Origin of the sequence: Solirubrobacter deserti (assembly GCF_027587175.1) — a bacterium.
GTDB classification, from domain to species: domain Bacteria; phylum Actinomycetota; class Thermoleophilia; order Solirubrobacterales; family Solirubrobacteraceae; genus Solirubrobacter; species Solirubrobacter deserti.
On the sequence record NZ_JAPCID010000020.1, the window covers coordinates 22,764 to 43,883 of the forward strand.

At 72.2% G+C, this 21,120-nt stretch carries 22 protein-coding genes and 2 tRNA genes; 8 read left to right on the forward strand and 16 right to left on the reverse strand.

Annotated elements, in window-relative coordinates; translation table 11 throughout:
• Positions 1-2 precede the first annotated feature (2 nt).
• On the forward strand, positions 3-1,127 hold the full coding sequence (locus OJ962_RS15535; protein ID WP_202954482.1) for a serine hydrolase domain-containing protein: 1,125 nt from the start codon (positions 3-5) through the stop codon (positions 1,125-1,127).
• Here the strand turns inward: OJ962_RS15535 and OJ962_RS15540 are convergent.
• The 5 genes from OJ962_RS15540 to OJ962_RS15560 form a co-directional block, all read right to left on the reverse strand.
• Positions 1,109-1,552 (reverse strand): hypothetical protein, encoded by a 444-nt coding sequence (locus tag OJ962_RS15540; RefSeq protein ID WP_202954481.1) that lies wholly within the window; start codon positions 1,550-1,552, stop codon positions 1,109-1,111. The two genes, OJ962_RS15535 and OJ962_RS15540, sit on opposite strands and share 19 nt — an antisense overlap.
• Before the next feature lie 34 nt (positions 1,553-1,586).
• The gene (locus OJ962_RS15545; RefSeq protein WP_202954480.1) at positions 1,587-2,954 is read right to left on the reverse strand and encodes a signal peptidase I; all 1,368 of its coding nucleotides are present in this window, start codon (positions 2,952-2,954) and stop codon (positions 1,587-1,589) included.
• 15 nt (positions 2,955-2,969) lie between these two features.
• On the reverse strand, positions 2,970-3,608 hold the full coding sequence (locus OJ962_RS15550) for a hypothetical protein (protein ID WP_202954479.1): 639 nt from the start codon (positions 3,606-3,608) through the stop codon (positions 2,970-2,972).
• 88 nt (positions 3,609-3,696) lie between these two features.
• Positions 3,697-4,236: a helix-turn-helix transcriptional regulator gene (locus OJ962_RS15555; protein ID WP_202954478.1), complete on the reverse strand. Its 540-nt coding sequence runs from the start codon at positions 4,234-4,236 to the stop codon at positions 3,697-3,699.
• A gap of 84 nt (positions 4,237-4,320) precedes the next feature.
• Positions 4,321-4,393: transfer RNA gene (locus OJ962_RS15560), tRNA-Ala, on the reverse strand.
• A gap of 85 nt (positions 4,394-4,478) precedes the next feature.
• Between OJ962_RS15560 and OJ962_RS15565 the strand changes: the two genes are divergently transcribed.
• Both OJ962_RS15565 and OJ962_RS15570 read left to right on the forward strand, forming a co-directional pair.
• Positions 4,479-6,368 carry a GGDEF domain-containing protein gene (locus tag OJ962_RS15565; protein ID WP_202954477.1) on the forward strand — a complete coding sequence of 630 codons (1,890 nt, stop codon included), beginning with the start codon at positions 4,479-4,481 and terminating at the stop codon, positions 6,366-6,368.
• Positions 6,369-6,390: 22 nt separating this feature from the next.
• Entirely contained in the window at positions 6,391-6,831 is a 441-nt protein-coding gene (locus tag OJ962_RS15570) for a hypothetical protein (RefSeq protein WP_202954476.1), read from the forward strand.
• Between the two features lie 36 nt (positions 6,832-6,867).
• Here OJ962_RS15570 and OJ962_RS15575 read toward each other — a convergent pair whose 3' ends face one another.
• Complete coding sequence (locus tag OJ962_RS15575) at positions 6,868-7,860, reverse strand: carbohydrate-binding protein (protein ID WP_202954475.1); 993 nt, start codon at positions 7,858-7,860, stop codon at positions 6,868-6,870.
• Positions 7,860-9,428, reverse strand: coding sequence for an alkaline phosphatase D family protein (locus tag OJ962_RS15580; protein ID WP_202954474.1), 1,569 nt, complete (start codon positions 9,426-9,428; stop codon positions 7,860-7,862). The genes OJ962_RS15575 and OJ962_RS15580 overlap by 1 nt, the downstream gene beginning before the upstream one ends.
• Before the next feature lie 151 nt (positions 9,429-9,579).
• Between OJ962_RS15580 and OJ962_RS15585 the strand changes: the two genes are divergently transcribed.
• The gene (locus OJ962_RS15585; protein WP_202954473.1) at positions 9,580-10,563 is read left to right on the forward strand and encodes a hypothetical protein; all 984 of its coding nucleotides are present in this window, start codon (positions 9,580-9,582) and stop codon (positions 10,561-10,563) included.
• Here the strand turns inward: OJ962_RS15585 and OJ962_RS15590 are convergent.
• Positions 10,560-11,378, reverse strand: coding sequence for an RtcB family protein (locus OJ962_RS15590; RefSeq protein WP_202954472.1), 819 nt, complete (start codon positions 11,376-11,378; stop codon positions 10,560-10,562). The two genes, OJ962_RS15585 and OJ962_RS15590, sit on opposite strands and share 4 nt — an antisense overlap.
• A gap of 394 nt (positions 11,379-11,772) precedes the next feature.
• On the opposite strand from OJ962_RS15590, the gene OJ962_RS15595 reads away from it, so the two are divergent.
• Positions 11,773-12,048 (forward strand): hypothetical protein, encoded by a 276-nt coding sequence (locus OJ962_RS15595; protein WP_202954471.1) that lies wholly within the window; start codon positions 11,773-11,775, stop codon positions 12,046-12,048.
• A 77-nt stretch (positions 12,049-12,125) separates the two neighbouring features.
• The gene (locus tag OJ962_RS15600) at positions 12,126-13,238 is read left to right on the forward strand and encodes a thermonuclease family protein (RefSeq protein WP_202954470.1); all 1,113 of its coding nucleotides are present in this window, start codon (positions 12,126-12,128) and stop codon (positions 13,236-13,238) included.
• 1 nt (position 13,239) lies between these two features.
• Here the strand turns inward: OJ962_RS15600 and OJ962_RS15605 are convergent.
• Positions 13,240-13,311, reverse strand: a tRNA-Ala gene (locus OJ962_RS15605).
• A 9-nt stretch (positions 13,312-13,320) separates the two neighbouring features.
• Positions 13,321-14,223: a histone deacetylase family protein gene (locus OJ962_RS15610; RefSeq protein ID WP_270006454.1), complete on the reverse strand. Its 903-nt coding sequence runs from the start codon at positions 14,221-14,223 to the stop codon at positions 13,321-13,323.
• Here OJ962_RS15610 and OJ962_RS15615 point away from each other — a divergent pair.
• Together OJ962_RS15615 and OJ962_RS15620 are read left to right on the forward strand one after the other, a co-directional pair.
• The gene (locus OJ962_RS15615; RefSeq protein ID WP_202954468.1) at positions 14,216-15,193 is read left to right on the forward strand and encodes an ROK family protein; all 978 of its coding nucleotides are present in this window, start codon (positions 14,216-14,218) and stop codon (positions 15,191-15,193) included. The genes OJ962_RS15610 and OJ962_RS15615 overlap by 8 nt on opposite strands.
• Positions 15,177-15,734: a hypothetical protein gene (locus OJ962_RS15620; RefSeq protein WP_202954467.1), complete on the forward strand. Its 558-nt coding sequence runs from the start codon at positions 15,177-15,179 to the stop codon at positions 15,732-15,734. The genes OJ962_RS15615 and OJ962_RS15620 overlap by 17 nt, the downstream gene beginning before the upstream one ends.
• A 51-nt stretch (positions 15,735-15,785) precedes the next feature.
• On the opposite strand, the gene OJ962_RS15625 is transcribed toward OJ962_RS15620, so the two are convergent.
• The 6 genes from OJ962_RS15625 to OJ962_RS15650 are packed head-to-tail and all read right to left on the reverse strand — an operon-like array spanning position 15,786 to position 21,080.
• On the reverse strand, positions 15,786-17,402 hold the full coding sequence (locus OJ962_RS15625) for a solute symporter family protein (protein WP_202954466.1): 1,617 nt from the start codon (positions 17,400-17,402) through the stop codon (positions 15,786-15,788).
• Positions 17,399-17,701 (reverse strand): DUF485 domain-containing protein, encoded by a 303-nt coding sequence (locus tag OJ962_RS15630; protein WP_202954465.1) that lies wholly within the window; start codon positions 17,699-17,701, stop codon positions 17,399-17,401. The genes OJ962_RS15625 and OJ962_RS15630 overlap by 4 nt, the downstream gene beginning before the upstream one ends.
• A 40-nt stretch (positions 17,702-17,741) precedes the next feature.
• Positions 17,742-18,377, reverse strand: coding sequence for a sensor histidine kinase (locus tag OJ962_RS15635; protein WP_202954464.1), 636 nt, complete (start codon positions 18,375-18,377; stop codon positions 17,742-17,744).
• 3 nt (positions 18,378-18,380) lie between these two features.
• Positions 18,381-19,352, reverse strand: a complete 972-nt coding sequence (locus OJ962_RS15640) for a hypothetical protein (protein ID WP_202954463.1) — start codon at positions 19,350-19,352, stop codon at positions 18,381-18,383.
• 22 nt (positions 19,353-19,374) lie between these two features.
• A complete protein-coding gene (locus tag OJ962_RS15645) occupies positions 19,375-20,334 on the reverse strand; it encodes a D-alanyl-D-alanine carboxypeptidase family protein (RefSeq protein WP_202954462.1) in 960 nt (319 codons plus the stop codon).
• Positions 20,334-21,080, reverse strand: coding sequence for a rhomboid family intramembrane serine protease (locus OJ962_RS15650; RefSeq protein WP_202954461.1), 747 nt, complete (start codon positions 21,078-21,080; stop codon positions 20,334-20,336). The genes OJ962_RS15645 and OJ962_RS15650 overlap by 1 nt, the downstream gene beginning before the upstream one ends.
• Positions 21,081-21,120: the final 40 nt, after the last annotated feature.

The following is a 21,120-nucleotide window of genomic DNA, read 5'->3' on the forward strand; positions in this document are numbered from 1 at the left end:
ACATGAGCTTCGATGAGATCTGGGCCGTGCCCGACGCGGCCGTCGCCTCCGGGCGCATCCCGGGCTACGTGGCGGCGGTGCGCGTGCGCGGGCACGTGGAGATCCACGCGGCGGGGCGGACGGCGATCGAGGCCGGCAGCCCGCCGATGCGGACGAACACGCTGTTCCGGATCGCGTCGGTGACGAAGCCGATCGGCGGCGTGCTCACGCTGAGCCTGGTCGAGGACGGGGTGATCGCGCTCGACGACGAGGTCGCGCGCTGGGCGCCCGAGCTGGCGTCGCCGCGCGTGCTGCGCGCCGCCGACGGCCCGCTCGACGACACGGTGCCCGCGGTCCGGCCCGTCACGGTCCGGCACCTGCTGACGCTCACCTCGGGCTGGGGCGTCGGGCTGGAGTCCTCGCCGCTGATCACGGCGATGATGGAGCGGGGCGTGTTCGCGAGCCCGATGGGCCACACCATCGGTGCTGACGAGTTCATCGCGCGCGTGGGGCAGCTGCCGCTGGTGTTCCAGCCGGGCGAGGGCTGGCGCTACGAGACGAGCATGAACCTGCTCGGGATCGTCCTCGAGCGCGCGACCGGGCGGACGCTGAGCGAGCTGCTGGCCGAGCGCGTGTTCGGGCCGCTCGGGCTGGCCGACACGGCGTTCGCCGCCGTCGACCCCGCGCGGATGGCGGCCGCCTACCGGCCGGGGGACGACGGCGCGCTGGAGCTGACCGACCCGCCGGACGGCAGGTTCGCGCGCCCGCCCGGGTTCGAGCAGCTCAGCGGTGGGCTCGTCTCGACGGCCGGGGACATCCTGCGCTTCTGCAACGCGATCGCGGACGGCGAGTTGCTCAGCGATGCCTCGCGCGCCGCGTTCAGCGCCGACGCGCTCACCCCCCAGCAGCGCGCCACGGCCTCGGACGCGTTCCTCCCTCCGGGAGCCAGCTGGGGGCTCGGCACCGGCGTGATCACGGAGACCGGCGCCTGGGGCTGGACGGGCGGCACGGGCACGACCGCGAGCGTGGACCCGAGCCACGACACCGTCGCGGTTCTGCTCACCCAGCGAGCGATGGCCGGTCCGGACGACAGCCCCGAGGACTTCTACGGGGCGGTCGAAGCCGCCGCTCAGCGCCCGCTCTCATAGGAGCCGGGACCCTTCGCGAACAGCGAGAAGCCGTGGCTGGTCGCCGGCGTGATCACGGCCACGGGCAGGCCGAGCGCCTCCACCCGCCGCGGCAGGTCCCGCTTGAGCCACACCGACGTGCGCGACGGCAGCGTGGACACGACGATGTCGTCGTACTCGCCGGTCTCCACCGCGGACTTGACCGCCTCGAACGGGTCCTCGCTCGCGTTCGCGATCCCGTCCACCCACGTCGGCCGCGTCCCGTTGATCCCCGCCGCCGCGTCGCGCAGCGTGTTCACGGCGTCCTCGAGGCGCCAGTTGCTCGGCGTCGCGTCCGGCACCAGCAGCGTGAACGCGGTGCGCCGGAACTCCGCCCGGCGGTCGATCTCCTGCAGCAGCACCGGCGTCGCCGCGGTCCGGTTGGCAACGATCAGCGTGTGATGCATCCCGCCCGCACGTTCGCAAGCGCGGGCACGCGGGTCAAGCGACGCTGAGCTCGCTCGCCGCGACGAACCGGGTCGTCCCGGCCTGCGAGGCGGCGACCAACCGGGAGGCAGCCGCGAGCCGTCGCGGAGCGACCGCCGGCGCGGGAGGCGCCGGCTGAGCGACGAACGCCGCGGGAAGGGCACGCCAGCGCACCGCCGGCGCACCTGCAGTCGGTGCCGCGGGGGCGGGCCGCGAGGGCGCGAAGGTGGGGGTGGGCAGCGAGACGCGCCGGCCGGAGGTCGGCGCGGGCGCCTCGGGGGCGGGCCGCGCGGGCCCGAAAGTGGGGGTGGGCAGAGAGACGCGCAGGCCGGAGGTCGATGCAGGCGCCGCGGGGGCGGGGCGCGGCGGCCCGAAGACCGGCGTCGGAAGCGTGAGGCGTGGGCCGAAGGTCGGCGAAGCCGGCGCTGCCGGCGGTGTCGCGGGGGCCGCGGCGCGCGTCCACGCGAACGGCGCGACCGCGCTCGCCAGCACCGGCACGGGGGTCCGTCGCGGCGGCACGAACGGGGTCGCGGGCGCCGGGCGCGGGGCCACGCGCAGGGCGCCGAGCGCCTCGAACTGCGCCGTGGACACCAGCCGCAGCGGCGCCGGGCCGGCGATCAGCGGCGCAGCCGCGACGGCGGCGCGCTCGGCTGCGGCCGCGATGCGCGCCTCGGCCGTCTCCGGCGTCACCTGCGCGACGGCGGCGGCCACGGCCTGCTCGATCTGCGCCGGGAGCGACTCGACCTGCTCGCGGAGCACGTCGAGCACGTGCTCGCGGGTCTCGCGCTCCTGCTCGGCGCGGCGCTGCGTCTCGCGGTGGCGCTCCAGCGCGGGCAGCACGAAGAACATGAGCACGCCGCCGGCGATCCAGAGCAGCCCGAGCGTGCTGCCGAGGAAGCTGAACGCCTGTCCGGCGGCCGGAATGCTCGTCAGGACGCGGGTCGTGATCGCCGTCTGCGGCACCGTGAACGGGTCCGCGTCGGGCTTGGCGTCGCCCTTGGTGGTCACTTCGCCGTCGGCCGTGATCTTGACCACGCGGTGGATGACCACCGGCGGGTAGCCGTAGCGCGAGCGCGCATCGTCGGGGACCTGGATCAGCACGATCTCGCCGACGCGCGGGGCGCCGTCGAGGCGCTTGAGCACGACGATGTCGCCCGTGTCGATCGTCGGCGCCATGCTGGCCGACATCACGGTCGCGATCGGCGGCCAGGTGCGCAGAAACCCGAACCCGCCGGCGACGACCAGCAGGACCAGGACGAACCCGAGCCAGCGCGTGCCGCCGGCTCGGCGGTCGCCGACGACGGCGCGCTCGACGCGATGCGTGCGAGCGCGCTGTCCGAGGACCCGGAGACCCGGGTCGGCAAGGAGCGTCGTCGGCGGCACGGCTGCCTGCGGCGGTTAGGCCGCGCGGTCCACGGTCGCGATGAACAGCGGGTGGCCGGTCGGCTCGGAGTCCTGCGCGGAGCGCAGGAACGTGCCGGTGTGGTCGTCGCCGGTGCTCGTGTCGACGCCGATGCAGTGCACCGCGTTCCCGGGGAGGTTGTTCCAGTACACGGCGGCGTCCTGGTCGTCCACGTTGAGCACGCGCGTGTTCGTCGCGCCGTCGAAGTCGGCCGCGTCGCAGGTGCCGCTGGCGGCCTCCTGCACGCGCTCGAACTCGAGCTGCAGCGTCGCCCAACCCGTCAGCACGGACGTCTTGGACAGCAGGACGGCGACGTTGTACTCCTTGGTGCCGGCGTACTCCGGGCCCGTGAGGTCGACCTTGAACATGACCTTCGGGGTCGTCACCTTGCCCCAGCGGCCGTCCCAGTCGAACACGAGGGCGTCGACGGGGGCAGCCTTGCCGTTCAGCGCGGACGTCGAGTTGCCCGGCGCGGTCTTGGCCATGGCAGGCGACTCGGCCGCCGCGTTGCTGGTGGGTGAGATCGAGGCGAAGCCGGACGCCCACACGGCGCCCGTCGCGACGCCGGTGGCGCCGAAGGCGAGCCACGTGGCCGCTTTGCGGCTGATATTGAGATTGGAGAAGAGCCCAGACACGGCGCTTCGGTCCTTTCCTGGCCGTGTCTTCCGGCCGAGTCGAGTGATAGTTCGTCACTTTCGTCGGCAAATTGCGGCGATTGTTGAATCAGCCGGTCAGCGCGGCGATGACCTGCGTCGCGTCCTCACGGGTCCGGGCCAGCACGGCGGACCCGCTCACGACCGTCCCGTCGGCCGTCCGCGCGACCCACCGCCCCTCCGCCACGGCCTCGCCGCGCAGCGCGAAGAACATCGTCCCGGGCGCTCCCGCGCCGCCGTACCAGCCGGTGAGCACGCGCTCGGCCTCCCACACGCGCAGCTCGCCGCGCAGGCCGCGCCCTTCGACCGTGATCACGTCGCCGCGGCGCCGGAGCGTGACCGGCGTGGTCGCGATCAGCTCGCGCCCGTCGATCCGCACCCGCCGCGCGCTCCACCACTCGCCGTCGAGCGGCCCGCCGTCGAGCTCGGCCAGCTCGTCCAGGCTGATCCCGAGGGTCGCGGCGAGCTTCGCCGCCACCCCCAGCACGGGCTGCTGCTCGCCGCGCTCGTAGCGGCGGATCTGCCGCACGTGGACGCCGACGCGGTCCGCGAGCTCGGTCTGGGTGAGGTTCAACTCCTCACAGCGCCGCTTGATCACGTCGCCGAGCATGGAGCGGCAGCATACGTCCGCCTCAGGACCGAAAGCGCCCCAGACGTACGAAAGCCCGCCTCGGCATTGCCTGAGACGGGCTGATGGAGCTAGCCGGGCTCGAACCGGCGACCTCCTGGGTGCGATCCAGGCACTCTCCCAACTGAGCTATAGCCCCATATGCGCGGAAGGACTTGGGGTCCCGCCGTTCAATGCCGATTATAGCCGCCCTGGATAGATTGCGGGAGCGGTTCGCGATCGACATGCCACTCCTCCAGCCCTCCTTCCGCGGCCGCTTGCGGCTGTTCTTCGCCGTCATCGTGATCGTGCCGATCCTCGCGGTCGGCTTCGTGCTGTTCCAGATCCTCGGCGCGACCGACAACCGGCGGCTGGACTCGAGCCTCGAGCAGGCGCAGAAGACCGCGGAGAACCTGTACGCGCAGCACCGCCAGGAGTCGATGGCGGCCATCCAGCCGATCACCGAAGACACGCGGCTCGCCTCGAGCATCGCCGACGACGAGCCGCTCGCGGTTCGCAGCCGCCTGCAACAACTCGCCCGCGACGGCGGTATCCGGTACATCCGGCTCACGGCGAACGCTCTCGGGCGGCCGATCGAGATCGGCGACGCGACGGCGATCGCCGCGTCGTCGGCGCAGCTCGTCGACGACCAGGACCGGCAGGTGGGGGAGATCACGGTCTCCACCACGGAGGCGGGCGAGTACGCCAACGAGATCGCCGGGCTGCTCGAGATGGAGGCCGTCGTCGAGCGCGACGGCGAGCAGGCCGCGACGACGCTGCCACGGTCGGCGACCGAGCAGCTGCCGGACCTTCGCCGCGGCGAGACGATCGAGATCGCCGGCGAGGACTACCGCACCACCTCCTTCAACGCCGACGAGCCGGACGGCTCCCGGGTCACGGTGCGCCTGCTGGCCGAGCTGCCGCCGCCGGAGCGCGTCGCCGTCTTCCTCGTGATCGGGTTGACCGTCCTGTTCCTCGCGCTCGCGCTGATCTTCTTCCTGATCGTGAGCCGGACGCTGTCCGAGCACGTCCAGCGGCTGCTGTCGGGCGCGCAGCGGATCGGTCGCGGTGATTTCAGCGTCCAGGTGCCGACCGAGGGCAACGACGAGTTCGCCGCGCTCGGCGACGAGTTCAACCGGATGGCCGTCCAGCTCGAGCGCCGGCTGGAGGAGCTGCAGCGGGAGCGCGGCCGCCTACAGGACGCGATCCGCCGCGTCGGCGAGTCGTTCGCGCGCGGCCTGGATCGCGTCGGCGTGCTGGAGATCGTCGTGCAGACGGCGGTGGACGGCGTCGGCGGCGACTGCGGGCGCGCCACGATGCGCCGACGCGCCGACGCGCCGATGGAGGAGGTCGCGCACACGGGCGACCCGAGCAGCTTCCACCGGGTGTTGCACGCCGCCGAGGCGGCGGTGATGGACGCGGGCCAGGCGGCGGAGATCAGCGTCGGTGGCTCGTCCGCCCTCGCGGCGCCTTTGAGCGCGACCGAAGGCGGCGACCGCGTCCTGGCCATCGTCTCCGTCGCCCGCGGCGATCGCGCGTTCAGCCCGCAGGAGCGCGACCTGTTCTCCTACCTCACGAGCCAGGCGGCGGTGTCGGTCGAGAACGTCGACCTGCACGAAACCGTGCAGCGCCAGGCGGTCACGGACGAGCTCACGGGGCTGTTCAACCACCGGCGCTTCCAGGAGGTCATGGACGCCGAGGTCGAGCGCGCCCGCCGCTACGACGCCGAGATGGGGCTCATCATGCTCGACATCGACAACTTCAAGCGCGTCAACGACACCTACGGGCACATGCAGGGCGACGAGGTCCTGCGTGCGGTGGCGCGGGTGCTGCGCCAGTCCGCGCGTGAGATCGACGAGCCCGCGCGCTACGGCGGCGAGGAGATGGCGGTCGCGTTGCCGCAGACCGACCTGGACGGCGCGTTCAACTTCGCGGAGCGCGTGCGCAAGCGCATCGAGGACCTCGAGCTGCCGCTGCTGGACGGCGACGGTGTCCTGAAGGTGACCGCGTCCTTCGGCGCGGCCTCGCTGGCGTCCTCGCCACAATCCGACAAGGAAGGCCTGGTGGCCGCGGCGGACGCCGCGCTTTACCGGGCGAAGCGCTCGGGTAAGAATCGGACGGTCAAGGCCGAGTAGGCTGTGAAGGGAGCGGCGCCTTATGGGACTTCTCGACGACGCCATCCGCGAGCATCTCGAGCTCAAGCGCAAGCACGGAGCAGATCCGGAGGACCTCGCACGCCAGGAGCGCGAGGCGCTGGGGCCCGGCATGCGCAACGAGTTCGCCCAGAAGCCGGAGCAGGAGGCTGAGCCGGCGCAGGAGCCTGTGGCCGCCGCCGAGGAGCCGCAGCCGCCGATGAACGAGGAGCCGCCCGCGGCGGTCTCGCTCAACGAGTCGGAGATCGGCCAGGAAGAGGACCCGTGGCTCGCCGACGAGCGCGACGAGGTCCCGGCCGACGAGGCGCTGCAGTCACGCCCGGCCGGCGCACAGGGCGAGGACGACGTGCTCGAGGAGACCCCGGAGTTCCTCCAGGAGACGCCCGAGCACGACCGCCTGTGGTTCGAGCAGAAGCCGCCGCGCGACTTCGACTGGGACAAGTGATCGGGGTGGGGCATGCCCACCCCGATCATCCGAGCGTTACGGGTTCGTGGTCGTCAGCGTGAACGTCAGCGTCTTGGCGTAGCGCCCCGTGCGAAGCGGCTCGTTCCCGCCGATCGCCTGCCGGAACTGCAGCGGCACCGAGTGGCCGGAGACCGGGGCGCTGTAGGCGTATAGCCGCAGCGGTGCGGCGCGCAGCGGGAAGAAGTCCCCGCTGTTCCCGGCGCGGGCGTGCAGCGGCTGCTGGAGCGAGTAGGCGCCGTTGACGAGGTGGCCCGGGTTCGCGCCGGTGTCGGCGATGCTCAGCATGGCGTCGCCGGCGGTGGAGGTGACTTTGGCGTCGGTGCTGGCCGTGTACTCGCGCGCCACCCCCGGCTGGAAGGCGTCGAATCCGACGGTGCCGTCGAGGGTGAGCGAGAGCGTCGGCGGCACCTCGCCGCCGACCTCCGCCGTGGCCACCGCCGTCGGCGTCGGCTGGACGGCGGCTTGGGTGTCGAGGATCACGAGGTCGATGCCGGCGAAGTAGTTCGTCGCCGCCTCGTTCTTGGCCGTCACCGTGAACGTGAACGTGTGCTTGCCCTCGGCCAGCGCGAGCGTGCCCACGTTCACCGGTTCAGCGCGCTGGAGCGCGGGCGCGTAGAGGTCGACCGGCTGGCCGAGCGGGCGGCCGTCCACGGCGACCTGCACGATGCCGTGCGTCGGGGCCTTCACGAACTGGATCGAGATGCCGTAGAGCGCGCCTTCCTCGACCTCGACCGGGAACGTCGCGCGGCTGCCGTCCGCGTTGTGGTTCTCGAACTGGGCGTACGCCTGGCTGGAGAACACGACGCCGCCCGAGTTGCCCTGGCGGCGGATGATCGACTGGGTCGTGTTGCCGACCGCGATGGTGGAGTTGTAGGACTCCAGGTACGGCGTCTGCTGCTCGATCTCGACGAGCTGCAGGGCGGCGTCCGGGGCCTCCTCGACCGCGTCGGCCCGGATGGCGAAGACGACGGCGATGGCAGCCGCCGCGAGTGCGATGGCGAACTTCATCACGCGTCCTTGAGGCCGGGGTTGCCCGCTTCCACGACGAACGACTTGTGCGTGGTGATCGGTGAGCCGGGCCGCTTGACGTACTGCAGGGTGCGGTAGTCGGTGCGGCAGACGTTCTGGTCCAGCTGCACCCGCACGTAGCCGCGGCGCTGGTTGTTGTACTTGATCCAGGGGTTCTCGGCCATCGTCGCCGTGTTGACGTTGTCGTTGCCGTCGCCCGTGGTGGAGATCGAGGTGCCGACGAACTCGGAGCCGAGGATCTTCGACTGCGGGTTGCTGAAGTCCGCGAGCAGGTCGTTCGCCCAGTTCTGGTGGACGTCGCCCGTGATCACGATCGGGTTGTCGATCTCGCGCGTCTCGATGAAGTCGAGCAGCTTGTCGCGGGACACGGTGTAGCCGTCCCAGCCGTCCATGCTGTAGCTCTCGCCGGGACCGTTGGTGGCGTCGCGCTGGGCCATGAACACCTGCTGTGCGATCACCTGCCACTTGGCCGGGGAGGTCTCCAGGCCGTTGTAGAGCCACTGCTCCTGCTGGGCGCCGGTGAGCGTGCGCGCCGGGTTGTTGCGGTCGTCGCAGCCCGCACGCGTGCCGTCGCCGCACGCCTGGTCGGAGCGGAACTGGCGCGTGTCCAGCACGTGGAACGACGCCAGGTTGCCGTAGGCGGCGCGGCGGAACAGCTGCATGTCCTTGCCGACCGGGCGCGTGGCCTTGCGCAGCGGCATGTGCTCCCAGTAGGCGCGGAACGCGTTGCGCCGGCGGCGCGCGAAGTGCTCGAGCGGCAGCCCGTCCTCCGGGATGTCGTCCGCCCAGTTGTTGTCGACCTCATGGTCGTCCCAGGTCACCAGCCACGGGAACGCCGCGTGCGCGGCCTGCAGGTCCGGGTCGCTCTTGTACTGCGCGTGACGCTCGCGGTAGTGCCCGAGGTCCACGATCTCGTGGTTGGAGTTGCCGCGCACGTTGGTGTTGCCGGACACCTGGTAGGAGTTCGTGTCGTACTCGTAGATGTAGTCGCCGAGGTGGATCACCAGATCCAGGTCCTCGTTGGCCATGTGCTTGTAGGCCGTGTAGTAGCCGTGCTCGTACTGCTGGCAGGACGCGAACGCGAACGCCAGCCCGGCGACGCTGGCGGCCGTCGCCGGCGCCGTCTTGGTGCGGCCCGTCGGGCTGATCTCCCCGTTGGCCTTGAAGCGGTAGAAGTACTCGTAGCCGGGCTCGAGCCCGGCCGGCTCGGCGTGCACGGAGTGCGCCTCGCCCGGCACCGCGATCTCCTCGCCGCGGGCGACGACGTTCGTGAACGCCTCGTCCTTGGCCACTTCCCACTGCACCGGGTACGGCTTGGCCGGCATGCCCCCGTCGGGGCTCAGCGGCGCCGGCGCCAGGCGCGTCCACAGCACGACGCCGTCCGGCGTGGGGTCGCCCGACGCGACCCCCAGCGTGAACGGGTACCCCACGAAGCGCGGCGGCGCGGTGCGCGCCCGCGCAAACGGCCACTGCGATGCCACCGCGGCACCGCCGGTCGCGCCCGCGACCGCGATGAACCGCCGTCGCGACAGCCCTTCTCTTGACATTCGCCCCCCACTCGAATCGTTGGCGGGCGGGACATTTGCCCGCGAACGGGCGCGTCAGGTGAACATTCGGTGTCCTGTGGCGGTTTGCCGCCTGTCGGTGGGCGAGGTGTCCGCATCGAGACGGTGAGCGCCGGCCGGGAGACTGCCGTGCATGCTCCGTGCCGCCCTCCTCACGCTCCTCATCCTCGTCGTGCTGCCCGCCTCCGCGTCCGCCGCGTGCCGCACCGCTCCAGCCGCGAACGTCTGGTACGACTCGCCCGTCCTGCAGGTGTGGGCCGACGGGGAGGGCTGGGCGTCCTGCGTGCGCCCGACCAACACCGAGCACGTCTACCGCGACCGCGGGGACGGCCCTGAGGCGCGGCTCGACTTCGGCCACGTGTGGGGCGACCGCTGGATCACGCTGGTGCGCGAGAAGGGCTACGACTCCGACGACTCGTCGATCGAGTACCTCGGCAGCGACACCTACGACGCCCTCACGGGCCAGCCCGCCACGGGCCGCTGGGGCGTCGACGCCGGCCCGCAGGGCATCGTCCTGCGCCACGGGGACGGCCGCACGGAGGTGATCGACCCGACGCCGGTCTCCGAGGAGCTCGAGCTCGTCTTCCAGGGTCGGCGGCTGTACTGGCTGACGCCGTCCGGCCCGCGTACGGCGCTGCTCAACGTGCCGGACGAGCCCGCGCCGCCGCGGGCCAAGCCGCTGCGGGCCCGCAAGATGACCAACTGCACGCCGCGCACGGGCGCGAACCTGCTCGTCCGCTACCGCCGGATCGTGGTCACCCGCAAGGGCAAGTCGGTGCATGCCTGCTTCAACAAGCGCGTCACGCCGATCGGCGACGCCCGTGAGTTCCAGCACCTGGGCGGCGCCGCGATCGCGTACACCCGCCCCGGCTTCGCGGGCTACCTGGACGCCAACCACGGTCCCCACCACGAGCTGCCCAGCGCCGGCGGCCCGATCGCCGCGACGTTCTCGCTGCTGGCGGCGGTCGACCGCCGCGGCGTCCTGCGCGCCTGGGCTGAGGACCGCAAGCGCCCCGTCGTCCTCACCCGCGGGGGCGCCTCCGACGTCGTCGCCACGCACTACGAGGTCTTCTGGATGGCGCCCGACCGCACCCCGCGCGTGCGCAAGGTGTCTTAGCCCTTCACGGTGAGGAGTGGCTCCAGCCGCGCGACCCGGCGCGCCGCGCCGGCCGCCACCACGGCGTCGACCACCGGGCCGATCGGCTTGTAGGCGCGCGGTGCCTCCTCGCGGACGCGGCGGGCGTGCTCGTTGCGGACGTCGCGGCGGACGCGCAGCGGGTCGACCGGCGTGACGACGCGCAGGCGGGCGTCGGCCTGGTCGTCGCGCGTGCGGGCCGCGCGGCCGCGGGCGAGGACCCGGCCGGCGGCGTGGCTCGTGGAGGCGAGCGCCGCCTCGGCCCCCGTGCCCGCGAGCACCCAGGACGAGTCGCCCATCGAGCCCGGGATCAGCACGGGCTTGCCGAGCAGTGCCGGGCACGCACCCTTGCGGTGGCGCCAGATGTCGCCCTCGCGCCAGATCAGGTTGTGCGGCGCGTCGCCGACGGTCACCCAACGCGGCGGGGAGCCCAGCTCGTGGGCGACCGCGCCCACCGCCATCGCGGTCAGGGCGAGCCGGTTCGCGAACGCGAGGTTGGCGGCGTTGTGCTGCGCGCGGACGTAGGCGTCCTGTTCCGGCCCGGCGCGGAGGAACGGCTCCGTGCCGCCGCGGGAGCGGGCCACGTGGCCGAAACCGAGCGAGCCCGCGTGGACCATCACCGCGAGCGCGCCGCGACGCAGGCCCCAGGCCCACGCGGTCGGGCCGTCGCACAGCTCGGCGACACGCTGGAGCTCGCAGAAGTGGTGGCCGCCGCCGAGCGAGCCGAGCTGGCTGTCGCGCTCGCCCGTCCGGCGCGCCCAGGCGGCCAGCGCGTCGTCGACGCCGCCGGCGTCCATCCCGCCCCGCCGTGCGCGCGCTCGACATGGCGCGCCAGCTCGTCCGCGACCGGCGCCCAGCCGCCCGCCCCGCCGCTCACGTGCGGGGCGTCGAGCAGCGCGACCAGCCCATGTTCGAGCACGGCCAGCCGGTCCTGCGGCCGCAGCCGCAGGTCACGCGCGCCCTCGAAGAACACGGCCCGCCAGCGCCTGCCGGACGGCCTTGGGTTCGATCGGGACGCCAGGCCCCGACATGAGCACGGCGGGCAAGCCGTGCGGGTTCGCGAGGAGCTCCATCGCTGCCTTCCACTGAGAACGAGGGATCAGCCGGACGCGGGCGGTATCCGGCGACGGATCAGGTGAAGTCCACGCCGCGCAGGCGTGGCAGCAGCGACGTCCAGGGTAGCCCGGAACCGTGCCGGCCGAAGACGACGAACGCTGGATCGTGATCGACGGCCGCCGCTGGCGCCGCTCGGACCCGTCGCTGCCCGAGGAGCGTCGCCAGGAGCTCGTCAGCGAGCTGATGAGCGCGCGCAGCGCGGTGGGCTGGGCCAAGCGCCGCGGCGACGAGCCGGCCGAACGCGCGGCCCGCGACCGGGTCCACGCCGCCAAGGTCGCGCTCGGCGAGCGCGGTCCGAAGTGGTGGGAAAGTGAAGCTGACGGCGCCGAACCTCGCACCTGTTCCGGCTGAGCCGGTGCCGGACTACCTTTCCGGCCTCTGCGCTCGACGGCGCGGAACCAGGAACGAAGCTGCAAGGAGGCAGGACGGTGAAGGTGATCGGGAATGCGGCTGCGCTGGCGGCCGCCGTGGTGTGCGCGCTGCTGTTCGCAGCGCCGGCGTCCGCCGCGACGTGCTCGGACTATGAGACCCAGGCCGCCGCGCAGCGTGCCGCGGACACGCTTGACGCCGATGGGGACGGCTTGTACTGCGAGGCGCTGCCCTGTCCGTGCTTGAAGCCCGGCCAGCCAAGCCGGCCGAAGGAGCCGAGCCGGCCGTCGAAGCCCGCCCGGCCGAAGCCGAAGCCGAAGGCGAAGAAGCGGGCCAAGGCCAAGCCGCTGGTCGGCCGGGCTCAGATCGTCGACGCGCCCGCTCCCGGCGTCTATGCGGTGGAGATCGCCCGCACCGGGCGGTCGAGCGGACTCAGGCGCCGCGAGACGGTGCGGCTGATCGGGCTCACACCGCCGGCGGCCGGGCGGTGCGGGCACAAGGAAGCGCTCGCGGCCACGCTGGACCTCGCGTTCGGCACCGAGGCGCGCGACAGCGACGGTGACGGCCTCGTCGACCTCGCGCCCACGAACGCGCGAGAGGTCGGCCCGCTCGTCGACGTGCGCACCGACGTCAAGGTCAAGCCGGTGCGGGACCTTCAGGGCCGGCTGCGCGCATACCTGGACGCCGGGCACACGGGCACGGACCTCGGGCGCGAACTGATCGCGTCGGGCTGGGCCGCGGCGGGCTACGGCGACTACACGCGCTCGCAGCGCCTGCTCGCCGCGCAGGACCGCGCCGAGCGCGGCAGCCTGGGCGCGTGGCTGCTCTGCCACGCGGACTTCGAGCGGCCCGCCGCCGAGCGCTTCGACGGCTTCACGGCGTGCCCGGACGGGCTGAACCCCGACGGCTCGCCGTTCGAAGGCCCCGGCGGATTCATCCGCAACATCATCGTCGCGGGCGGTGACTGCGAGAGCGCCTACGCCGCGATCGCCGCATGGACGCCGATGCCGAGGGTCGACATGGAAGGCCCGGCGCAGGAGCGCGACGCGGCGACGCTCGCCGACGGGAGCGTGTGCGACTGGGTGATCCATCGCGGCCAGGACAATCCGGCCATCGAGGTCACCTGCCGCACCGCCGCGGGCGTCACGGCCGTGGCGTGGGCGGCTCCCTGAGTGGAGGCGAGGGGAATCGAACCCCTACCTTGGCCGTGCAAAGGCCACGTGCTCCCATTATCACTACGCCCCCGGAGACCCTTCACCTTAGTGCCAGGACGCAGTCGAGCGTGGCGGCGTTGATGTCGACGGTGTCGTTGGGGTCCGGCGCGTAGCCGCCGGCAAGCACGACGACGGTCGGAATGCCGCGCAGGCGCGTGAGCACGAGCTCGTCCCGCGCGCGCAGGCCGGGCTTGGTCAGCGACAGGCGGCCGAGGCGGTCGCCCTCCCACGGATCGGCGCCCGCCAGGTAGAACGCGATGTCGTACGCACCCGACAGCGCGACGTCCAGCGCGCGATCGAGCTCGGCCAGGTAGTCGTCGTCGCCGGTGCCGCTCGGCAGGTCGACGTCGAGGTCGGACGGGATGCGCTGGAACGGGTAATTGCGCGCGCCGTGCAGCGAGAGCGTGAACGCGTCAGGATCTTGTCCGAGGATCTGCGCGGTGCCGTCGCCCTGGTGCACGTCGCAGTCGACCACGACCGCGCTGCGGACGGCGCCCTCCTCACGTAGGCGGGCGAGCGTCACCGCGACGTCGTTGAACAGGCAGTAGCCGCGGGCGAAGTCGCGGCCCGCGTGGTGGGTGCCGCCACCGAGGTTCATCCCGACGCCGTGCTCGAGCGCCCGCCGGGCCGCGGCCATCGTTCCCCCGACCGACCGCCGGCCGCGCTCCACCAGCGTCTCACTCCAGGGCAGCCCGAGCCCGCGCTGCTCGCGGATCGACATCTGACCAGTCCGGATCCGGTCCAGTAAGTCCTGTTCATGGACGAGCGCGAGCGTCTCCCACGACACCGCATCGCTCTCCCGCACGATCACGCGGTCCTGCACCCGCTCGCGCAGCAGCGTGTACTTCGAGATTGGGAACTTGTGGCCGTCCGGCAGCGGAATCGACCACCGGTCGTGGCTCCACACCTCGAAAGCGATGTTTAAGCTGCGGGTCATGGCCATCTACGGAGGGATCGACCTCGGCGGAACCAAGATCCAGGCCGCGGTCGTGGACGAGGGCGCCGACAATACGGTCCTCGGCGCCAAGCGCGATCAGACGCCGCTGAAGGGTGGCCCGAAGGCGATCGCCGCGCGCATGGCCGCCGTGCTGATCGAGTCGCTGGAAGAGGCCGGGCTCCCCACCTCCGACCTGGCCGGGGTCGGCGTCGGCTCGCCCGGCAGCGTGGATGACGTGAAGGGCACCGTCTCGGGCGCGATGAACCTGAGCGAGTGGTCCGGCAGCTTCAACCTGCGCAAGGCGCTGGAGAAGGAGCTCAACGCGCCCGTCAGCCTCGGCAACGACGTGGACCTCGCGACCGACGCGGAGTTCCAGATCGGCGCGGCGAAGGAGTTCGACACGCTGCTCGGCGTGTTCTGGGGCACGGGCGTCGGCGGCGGGCTGATCCTCGAGGGCAAGCCGTGGGTGGGCCGCAAGACCGCCGGCGAGATCGGCCACATGGTCGTGCGCATCAACGGCGCCGTCTGCGGCTGCGGGCGGCGGGGCTGCATGGAGGCCTACGCCGGCCGGGGCGCGATGGAGGCCCGCGCGCGCCGGCGCGTGGAGCAGAAGGAGAAGACGGTCCTGTTCGAGATCATGGAGGAGCGCGGCCGCGACCGCCTGTCCTCCGGCATCTGGGAACGGGCCCTGGCGCGCGACGACCAGATGGCGCTCGAGCTGCTCGAGGACGCCGTCGAGGCGCTCGGCGCGGGCGTCGCGTCCGCGGTGAACCTGCTCGACCCGGAGGCGGTCGTGATCGGTGGCGGGCTCGGCATCCGGCTCGGCGAGCCGTGGGTGGAGCGCATCCGCAAGGCCATGATCCCGCACCTGTTCGTCGACGACACGCCGCCCGCGATCATGCTCGCCGAGCTCGGCGACCTGGGCGGCGCGCACGGCGGGGCGCTGCTCGCCGCGCGGCGTGCCCGAGGGGAATAGCTTCCACGCGGCGGCGCGCGACATGCTCGGCGCCGCCCCCGAGGCCGTCCAGGCGGACGTTCCCGCGGCCGTGGCCGAGTGGCCGCTCGAGGGCCTGGCGGAGACCCGCGACCGGGTGCGCGTGGCGCCCGGCTTCTACGTCCGGCGCGACGAGGGCGACGACCCGCCCGTGTACGACGAGGAGGGCCGCGTGTCCCTGTCGTACTCGAACTTCGTCTTCGACCTCGCCGCCGCCGGGCGCCTGAAGGGCCAGCATCTCGGCGCCAAGGGCCCGATACCGGGCGAGGCGGGCCTGGAGTGGCTCGCGGGCCGCCTCAAGCCGGGCCCGGTGACCGCCACCGAGGCGCTCGTGATCTACCGCTTCTACGGCCCGCACGAGTACGCGACGGTCCGCTGGGGCGCCGAAGGGGACGCCGAGTGGCACCTGGAAGCCGACTCGCCGGCGGCGCTGCAAGCCCTGCGCGAGACGGTGGACCGCGTCGGCGGGGTCGCGCCCAGAGGGCCGGCGAGCCGCCTGCTCCGGCGCAGGCGCAAGCGGTAGGCCTCGGCACGCGTGCACGGCGGGAGCCCCCACCGTGCACGCGGAGGCGACTCAGCGGACTTCCACGGGGGCCGGCTGGCGCTCGAAGCGGCCTGACCGGCTGGGTTCCGGTCCTCCCTCGGAGCCGATGCCGGTCTCCGAACGCACGAGCAGCTCGTCGTAGGTGGCGTCCGTCGTCTCCTCTCGGCGGCTGAGCACGGTGCCCAGCCAGCAGCCGAGGAACCCGATCGGGATCGTGACCAGGCCTGGGAACGTCAGGGGCGAAGGTGAGCCCTGCGAGTCCGGGCCGGGCCACACCGGCGGGCTGAGCACGATCATCACCACGGAGGCGACGATGCCGAAGGTGATGCCGGTCAGCGCACCGGCGGTGTTGAAGCGCCGCCACAACAGCGCCAGCAGCAGCGGCGGGAAGTTCGCACTCGCGGCGAACACGAACGCCATGCTCACGAGCACGGTGACGTTGAAGCCGGAGCCGATCGCGAGCGTGCCGGCGATCGCGGCCACGCCGACGCCGATCGACGCGATCCGCGCGACCTTGCGCTCGGACTCCTCGGAGCCGCGACCCAGCACGTTGCGCCACAGGTCATGGGCGATCGCGCCCGCCGACGCGATCACCAGGCCGGCGACGACGGCGAGGATCGTCGCGAAGGCGGCGGCGGAGAACAGCGCGAGTGCGATGTCGCCGCCCGTGGTGCCGAGTCCGCCGCCCAGATCGGCCGCCAGCAGCGGCGCGGCGAGGTTCCCGCCCGGGCCGACGGCTTCCGTCGCGCCCTGGCCGAGCAGCGCGCGGGCGCCGAAGCCGATGATCGTGACCATCGCCGTGAACGTGGCGATGATGCCGATCGTGTAGAGCACCGACGTGCGCGCGGCCTTGGAGTCCGGCACGGTGAAGAAGCGCATCAGGATGTGCGGCAGGCCGGCGGTGCCGATGAAGATCGTCAGGCCGGTGGAGATGATCAGGATCGGCGACGTCAGGTACGTCCCCGGGCCCTTGATCGCGTCGCCGTCCGGGTGGTTGGCGGCCGCGCCGTCGAGCAGCGCGCCCGGGTTGAAGTTGAATTTCGCCAGCACCGCGACGGCGACGATCGTGCCCGCGATCATCAGCATCACGGCCTTGACGATCTGCACCCAGGTGGTGGCCAGCATGCCGCCGAAGACGACGTAGACGACCATGAACACGCCGCAGATGAGCACGGCGACCGGGAACGAGATGCCCGCGAGCGCCTCGATCACGGCGCCCGCGCCCACGAGCTGCGCGACGAGGTAGATGCCGGAGATCAGCAGCGTGTTGATCGCGGTCGCGATCCGCACCGGGCGGGCCTTAAGGCGGAACGCGAGCACGTCGGCGACCGTGAACTTGCCCGCGTTGCGCATGCGCTCGGCCAGCAGGTAGAGCACCGGCAGGAACGACAGGCAGGCGCCGAGGCCGATGATCCAGCCGTCGAAGCCGTACAGGTACATCAGGCCCGCGTAGCCGAGGAACGTCGAGGCCGACAGGTAGTCGCCCGCGGTCGCGATGCCGTTCTGCGCGCCGCGGACGCCGCGGCCCGCGGCGTAGAACTCGGTCGCGCTGTGCGTGCGCTTGGCCGCCCAGCGCGTGATCAGCAGCGTCACGGCCAGCACGCAGCCGAAGACCGCGACCGCCAGCGTGTTGAACTCGCCGGTCACGCCCGCTCCGCGACCCGCTGGGCCATGCGTTCCCACTCACCGGCGCGGCGGGCGTACAGCCACGCCATCAGGACGGTGAGCGCGCAGATGCTCAGCCCACCCCAGAGCGCCAGCGAGATCCCGCCGATCTCGTTCGCCATGAAGTCCTTCGCGTAGCCCAGCAGCGCCAGGAACGCGATCAGGTACCCGGTGTAGATCGCCGTGCCGATCGCGACGAACCGCCTCCGGCTCGCCACCAGCGCACGGAACTCCGGGTCGCGAGCCAGGGCCTCCCAGCCGGGCTCGGCAAGACTGTTCATGGGGGCCCGAGATACCCGGCCCCATTTGTGACGAAACGAACTAGAGGGGCAGGCGCGCGACGACCTCGTAGCCGCCGCTCGCGGGCGCGCCGGCGGCCAGCTCACCGCCGTGAAAGCGGACCCGCTCACCGATGATCGCCAGTCCGCGCGCGTCCTCGGCCGAAGGGCCGGTGTTGCGCACCGCGACGCCGAGCTCGTCCTCGCGCCAGCTCACGCGCACGCTCGCGGGCTCGCCCTGTGCGTGCCGGTGCACGTTGCGCAGCGCCTCCTGGACGATGCGAAACGCCGCCTGGTCGACGCTGGCGGGAATCCGGCGCGGCGTGCCCTCGACGTGCAGCGTGACCGGCATCCCCCCGTCTCGCGCCCGGTCGACCAGCGCGGCCACCGCCATCAGGCTGCGCTCGGTCTCCTCGTCGGCGCCGCCGCGCAGCATCCCGCGCAGCCGGTCGAGCTCACCCAGCGCCTCGTCGGTCAGCCGCGTGATCGCGGGCTGCTCGCCGTTCGCGGCCTCGGCGGCGATCGCGTGCAGCGAGCGTGCGATCCCGTCGTAGAGCTCGAGCGCGATCTGCGCCTGCTCCTCGGCCTCATCGAGCCGGGAGAGCCGCTCGCGCGCGGCCCCGAGCTCGGCCTTCAGGTCCCGCAGTTGCCGTTCGGACTCGCGATCGCGCCGCAGCACGCCCTATTCGTACACGACGACATCGGGCCGCGGCTGAAGGCGCATGACCTCCGCCGGCGACATCGTGTCCTGGTCCTCTTTGTAGAAGAGCTTGAACCCGTGGCGGAAGGCGTGCGACTGGCGGGTGAACTCGTTGTACTTGGCGACCTTGAGCGTCTGCGTCCCGAAGCCGTCGACGTTGAACACGATCGCCAGGTCGCTGCGCTCCTTGATCTCCTTCTCGGGGATCATGTCGTCGGTGAACTGGTGGATGAGCACCAGCTTCTGCGGCAGCTTCTCCCGCTTGGTGAGCTTGTTCAGCCAGTCCGTGGTGGCGTTGACCTCGCGCGCGCTGACGCTGCCGATCGTCTTCCCCGGCACCTCGTTCGGTCCCATCCGCCACTCCGGGTCCAGCGCGAGCGACACGTCGGGCTCCTTGAGCCACTTGCGCAGCCGCTTGGTCTCGCTGAAGAAGTCGGCGCGGCCGGGCTGGATGTCGAGGATGAGCAGCGCCTTGGCCTTGCGCGCGGCCTTCAGATAGCGCCGGATGACGGTGTCGGACTGGCGCAGGATGTACTGGCCGTCGTCGCCCGGGTGGGCGGCCGCGACCGTCGCGATCAGCTCCAGCGCCGGCATCACCGGCCGCGTCTTGCGGTCGTAGCCCTTCGCCTGGCGGTTGAGCCTCTTGACCGCCGAGGCCGGCGACCCGATCCCGAGTGCCCCGAGCTCGTCGTCCTGCGGCGCGCCGTAGTAGGCGACCACGCGGTAGTCGGGCAGGATCGTGCGCCCGCCGCGCGGGAGCTCGGGCAGCGGCTCGGGCGTCGGCGTGGGCTCGCCCTGCTCGGCCTCGGCCCCGTCCGCGGCCGCGCGTGGCTGCTCGGCGGCGTCGGAGCCGGTGAGCTGCGTGAACAGCAGCACGAGCAGCGCGGCGGCCACCGCGAGCGCGATCACGGCCGCGATACGGCGCTGTCGAACCACCTCGGGTGACGGGGCCATCAGCCCCCGATCTACCCCGATCTCAGGTGGATGAGGCCTTGAAGCCCCGGTCGAGCAGCTGCATCGCCTGCTTGCCGGGGTCCGGCGAGTCGAGCAAGACGACACCGAGCTTGACCGCTCCGCGCCGCGCCGTGGCCACCAGGCAGCGCCCGGCGGCGTCCGTGTAGCCCGTCTTGAGCCCGGTCGTGCCCGGGTAGCCGGCGCGCAGCAGCGGGTTGTGGTTGTAGAGCCACAGCCGGCCGCCCTTGATCGGGAACGGGAGCACCGCCTGGCGGCGCTTGACGATGCGGGTCAGGCGCGGCTCGCGCATGACGGCACGGGCGATCGCGGCGAGGTCGGCCGCGCACGAGTGGTTGCCCTTGTCGACGATCCCGCTCGAGGACGCGAAGCGGGTGCAGAGCAGGCCGAGCTGCTCGGCCTTCTCGTTCATGTAGCGGACGAAGCGCTTCTCGCTGCCGCCTGCGGCCCGCTGGGCGAGCGCGATGGCTGCGTCGTTGCCGGACGGCAGCATCAGCCCGTGCAGCATCGTGTTGACGCCGATCCACTTCCCGCGCGGGAGCACGCCGACGCCCGAGCCCGTGTAGCGCAGCGCCTCCTTGGTGATGCGGACCTTCGCGCCCTCGGGGACGCGCTCGACGACCACCAGCGCGGTCATCATCTTGGTCAGCGACGCGATCGGCAGGACCTTCGTCGGGTCCCGGCGCCACAGCACCTTGCCCGTGTCCAGGTCGAACACGACCGCGGACCGGGGCGGCTTCTTGAACTTAACCTGGATCGGGTCGGCGGCCGAGTCCAGCCGCACCGCGAGCGGCGACGGCGCCGTGCCGCCGCTCACCAGCGGCGCCGTCGAGGAGTCCTCGAGCGCGCCGGCGGCCGCGGGCGTGCGCGCCTGCGGCGGCTCACCGCTGTCGCGGAAGAAGAACAGATAGCCCGCGGCCGTGAACAGCACGAGCGCGAGCAGGGCCATGAACGCTCGGCGCATCACCGTGTATACAAACGCTCCGGCGGCCGTTTGGTGCGCTGTTTACTCGCGAATAGACGAATGGCCAGCAGCCCCCAGACGAACCCTCCGATGTGGGCGAAGTACGCCACGCCGCCGCCCCCGCCGGTGGGGTCGGCCAGGTCGAAATAGCCCATCAGTGCCTGCTGGAGGAACCAGAAGCCGAGCACGAGCAGCGCGGGCAGCTCGAGGATGGTGAAGAAGAACACGATGAAGATCACCGTCACGACCTTCGCGCGCGGGTACAGCAGCAGGTAGCCGCCGAGCACGCCCGCGATCGCGCCGGAGGCGCCGACCGTCGGGATCACCGACGCCGTGTCGGTCACGAACTGCAGCGCGAAGGCCGCGATCCCGCCCATCAGGTAGAAGACGACGAACTTCACCGGGCCCATCGCGTCTTCGACGTTGTTGCCGAAGATCCACAGGAACAGCATGTTGCCGCCGAGATGCAGCAGGCCGCCGTGCATGAACATCGCGGTGAAGAGGGTCGCGTAGGTGGGCGCGTCGTCGGTGCCGCACTCGGTCGGGAGCGGCTGCTTGTCGCCGGAGAACTCGGCCGGGATCGCCGCCCACTCGTTGAGCTGGCACAGGTAGGCGGTGCTGTCGGGTCCGTTGAGCGAGAACCCGCCCTTCTGCCAGAAGAAGTAGACGAGGATGTTCGCCGCGATGAAGACGTAGGTGACGTACGGCGTCCGGCTGGTCGGGACGTTGTCGCGCAGCGGGAGCATCGCGCGGCCGAGGGTAGCCGGTAGGGTCGACGGCGATGCC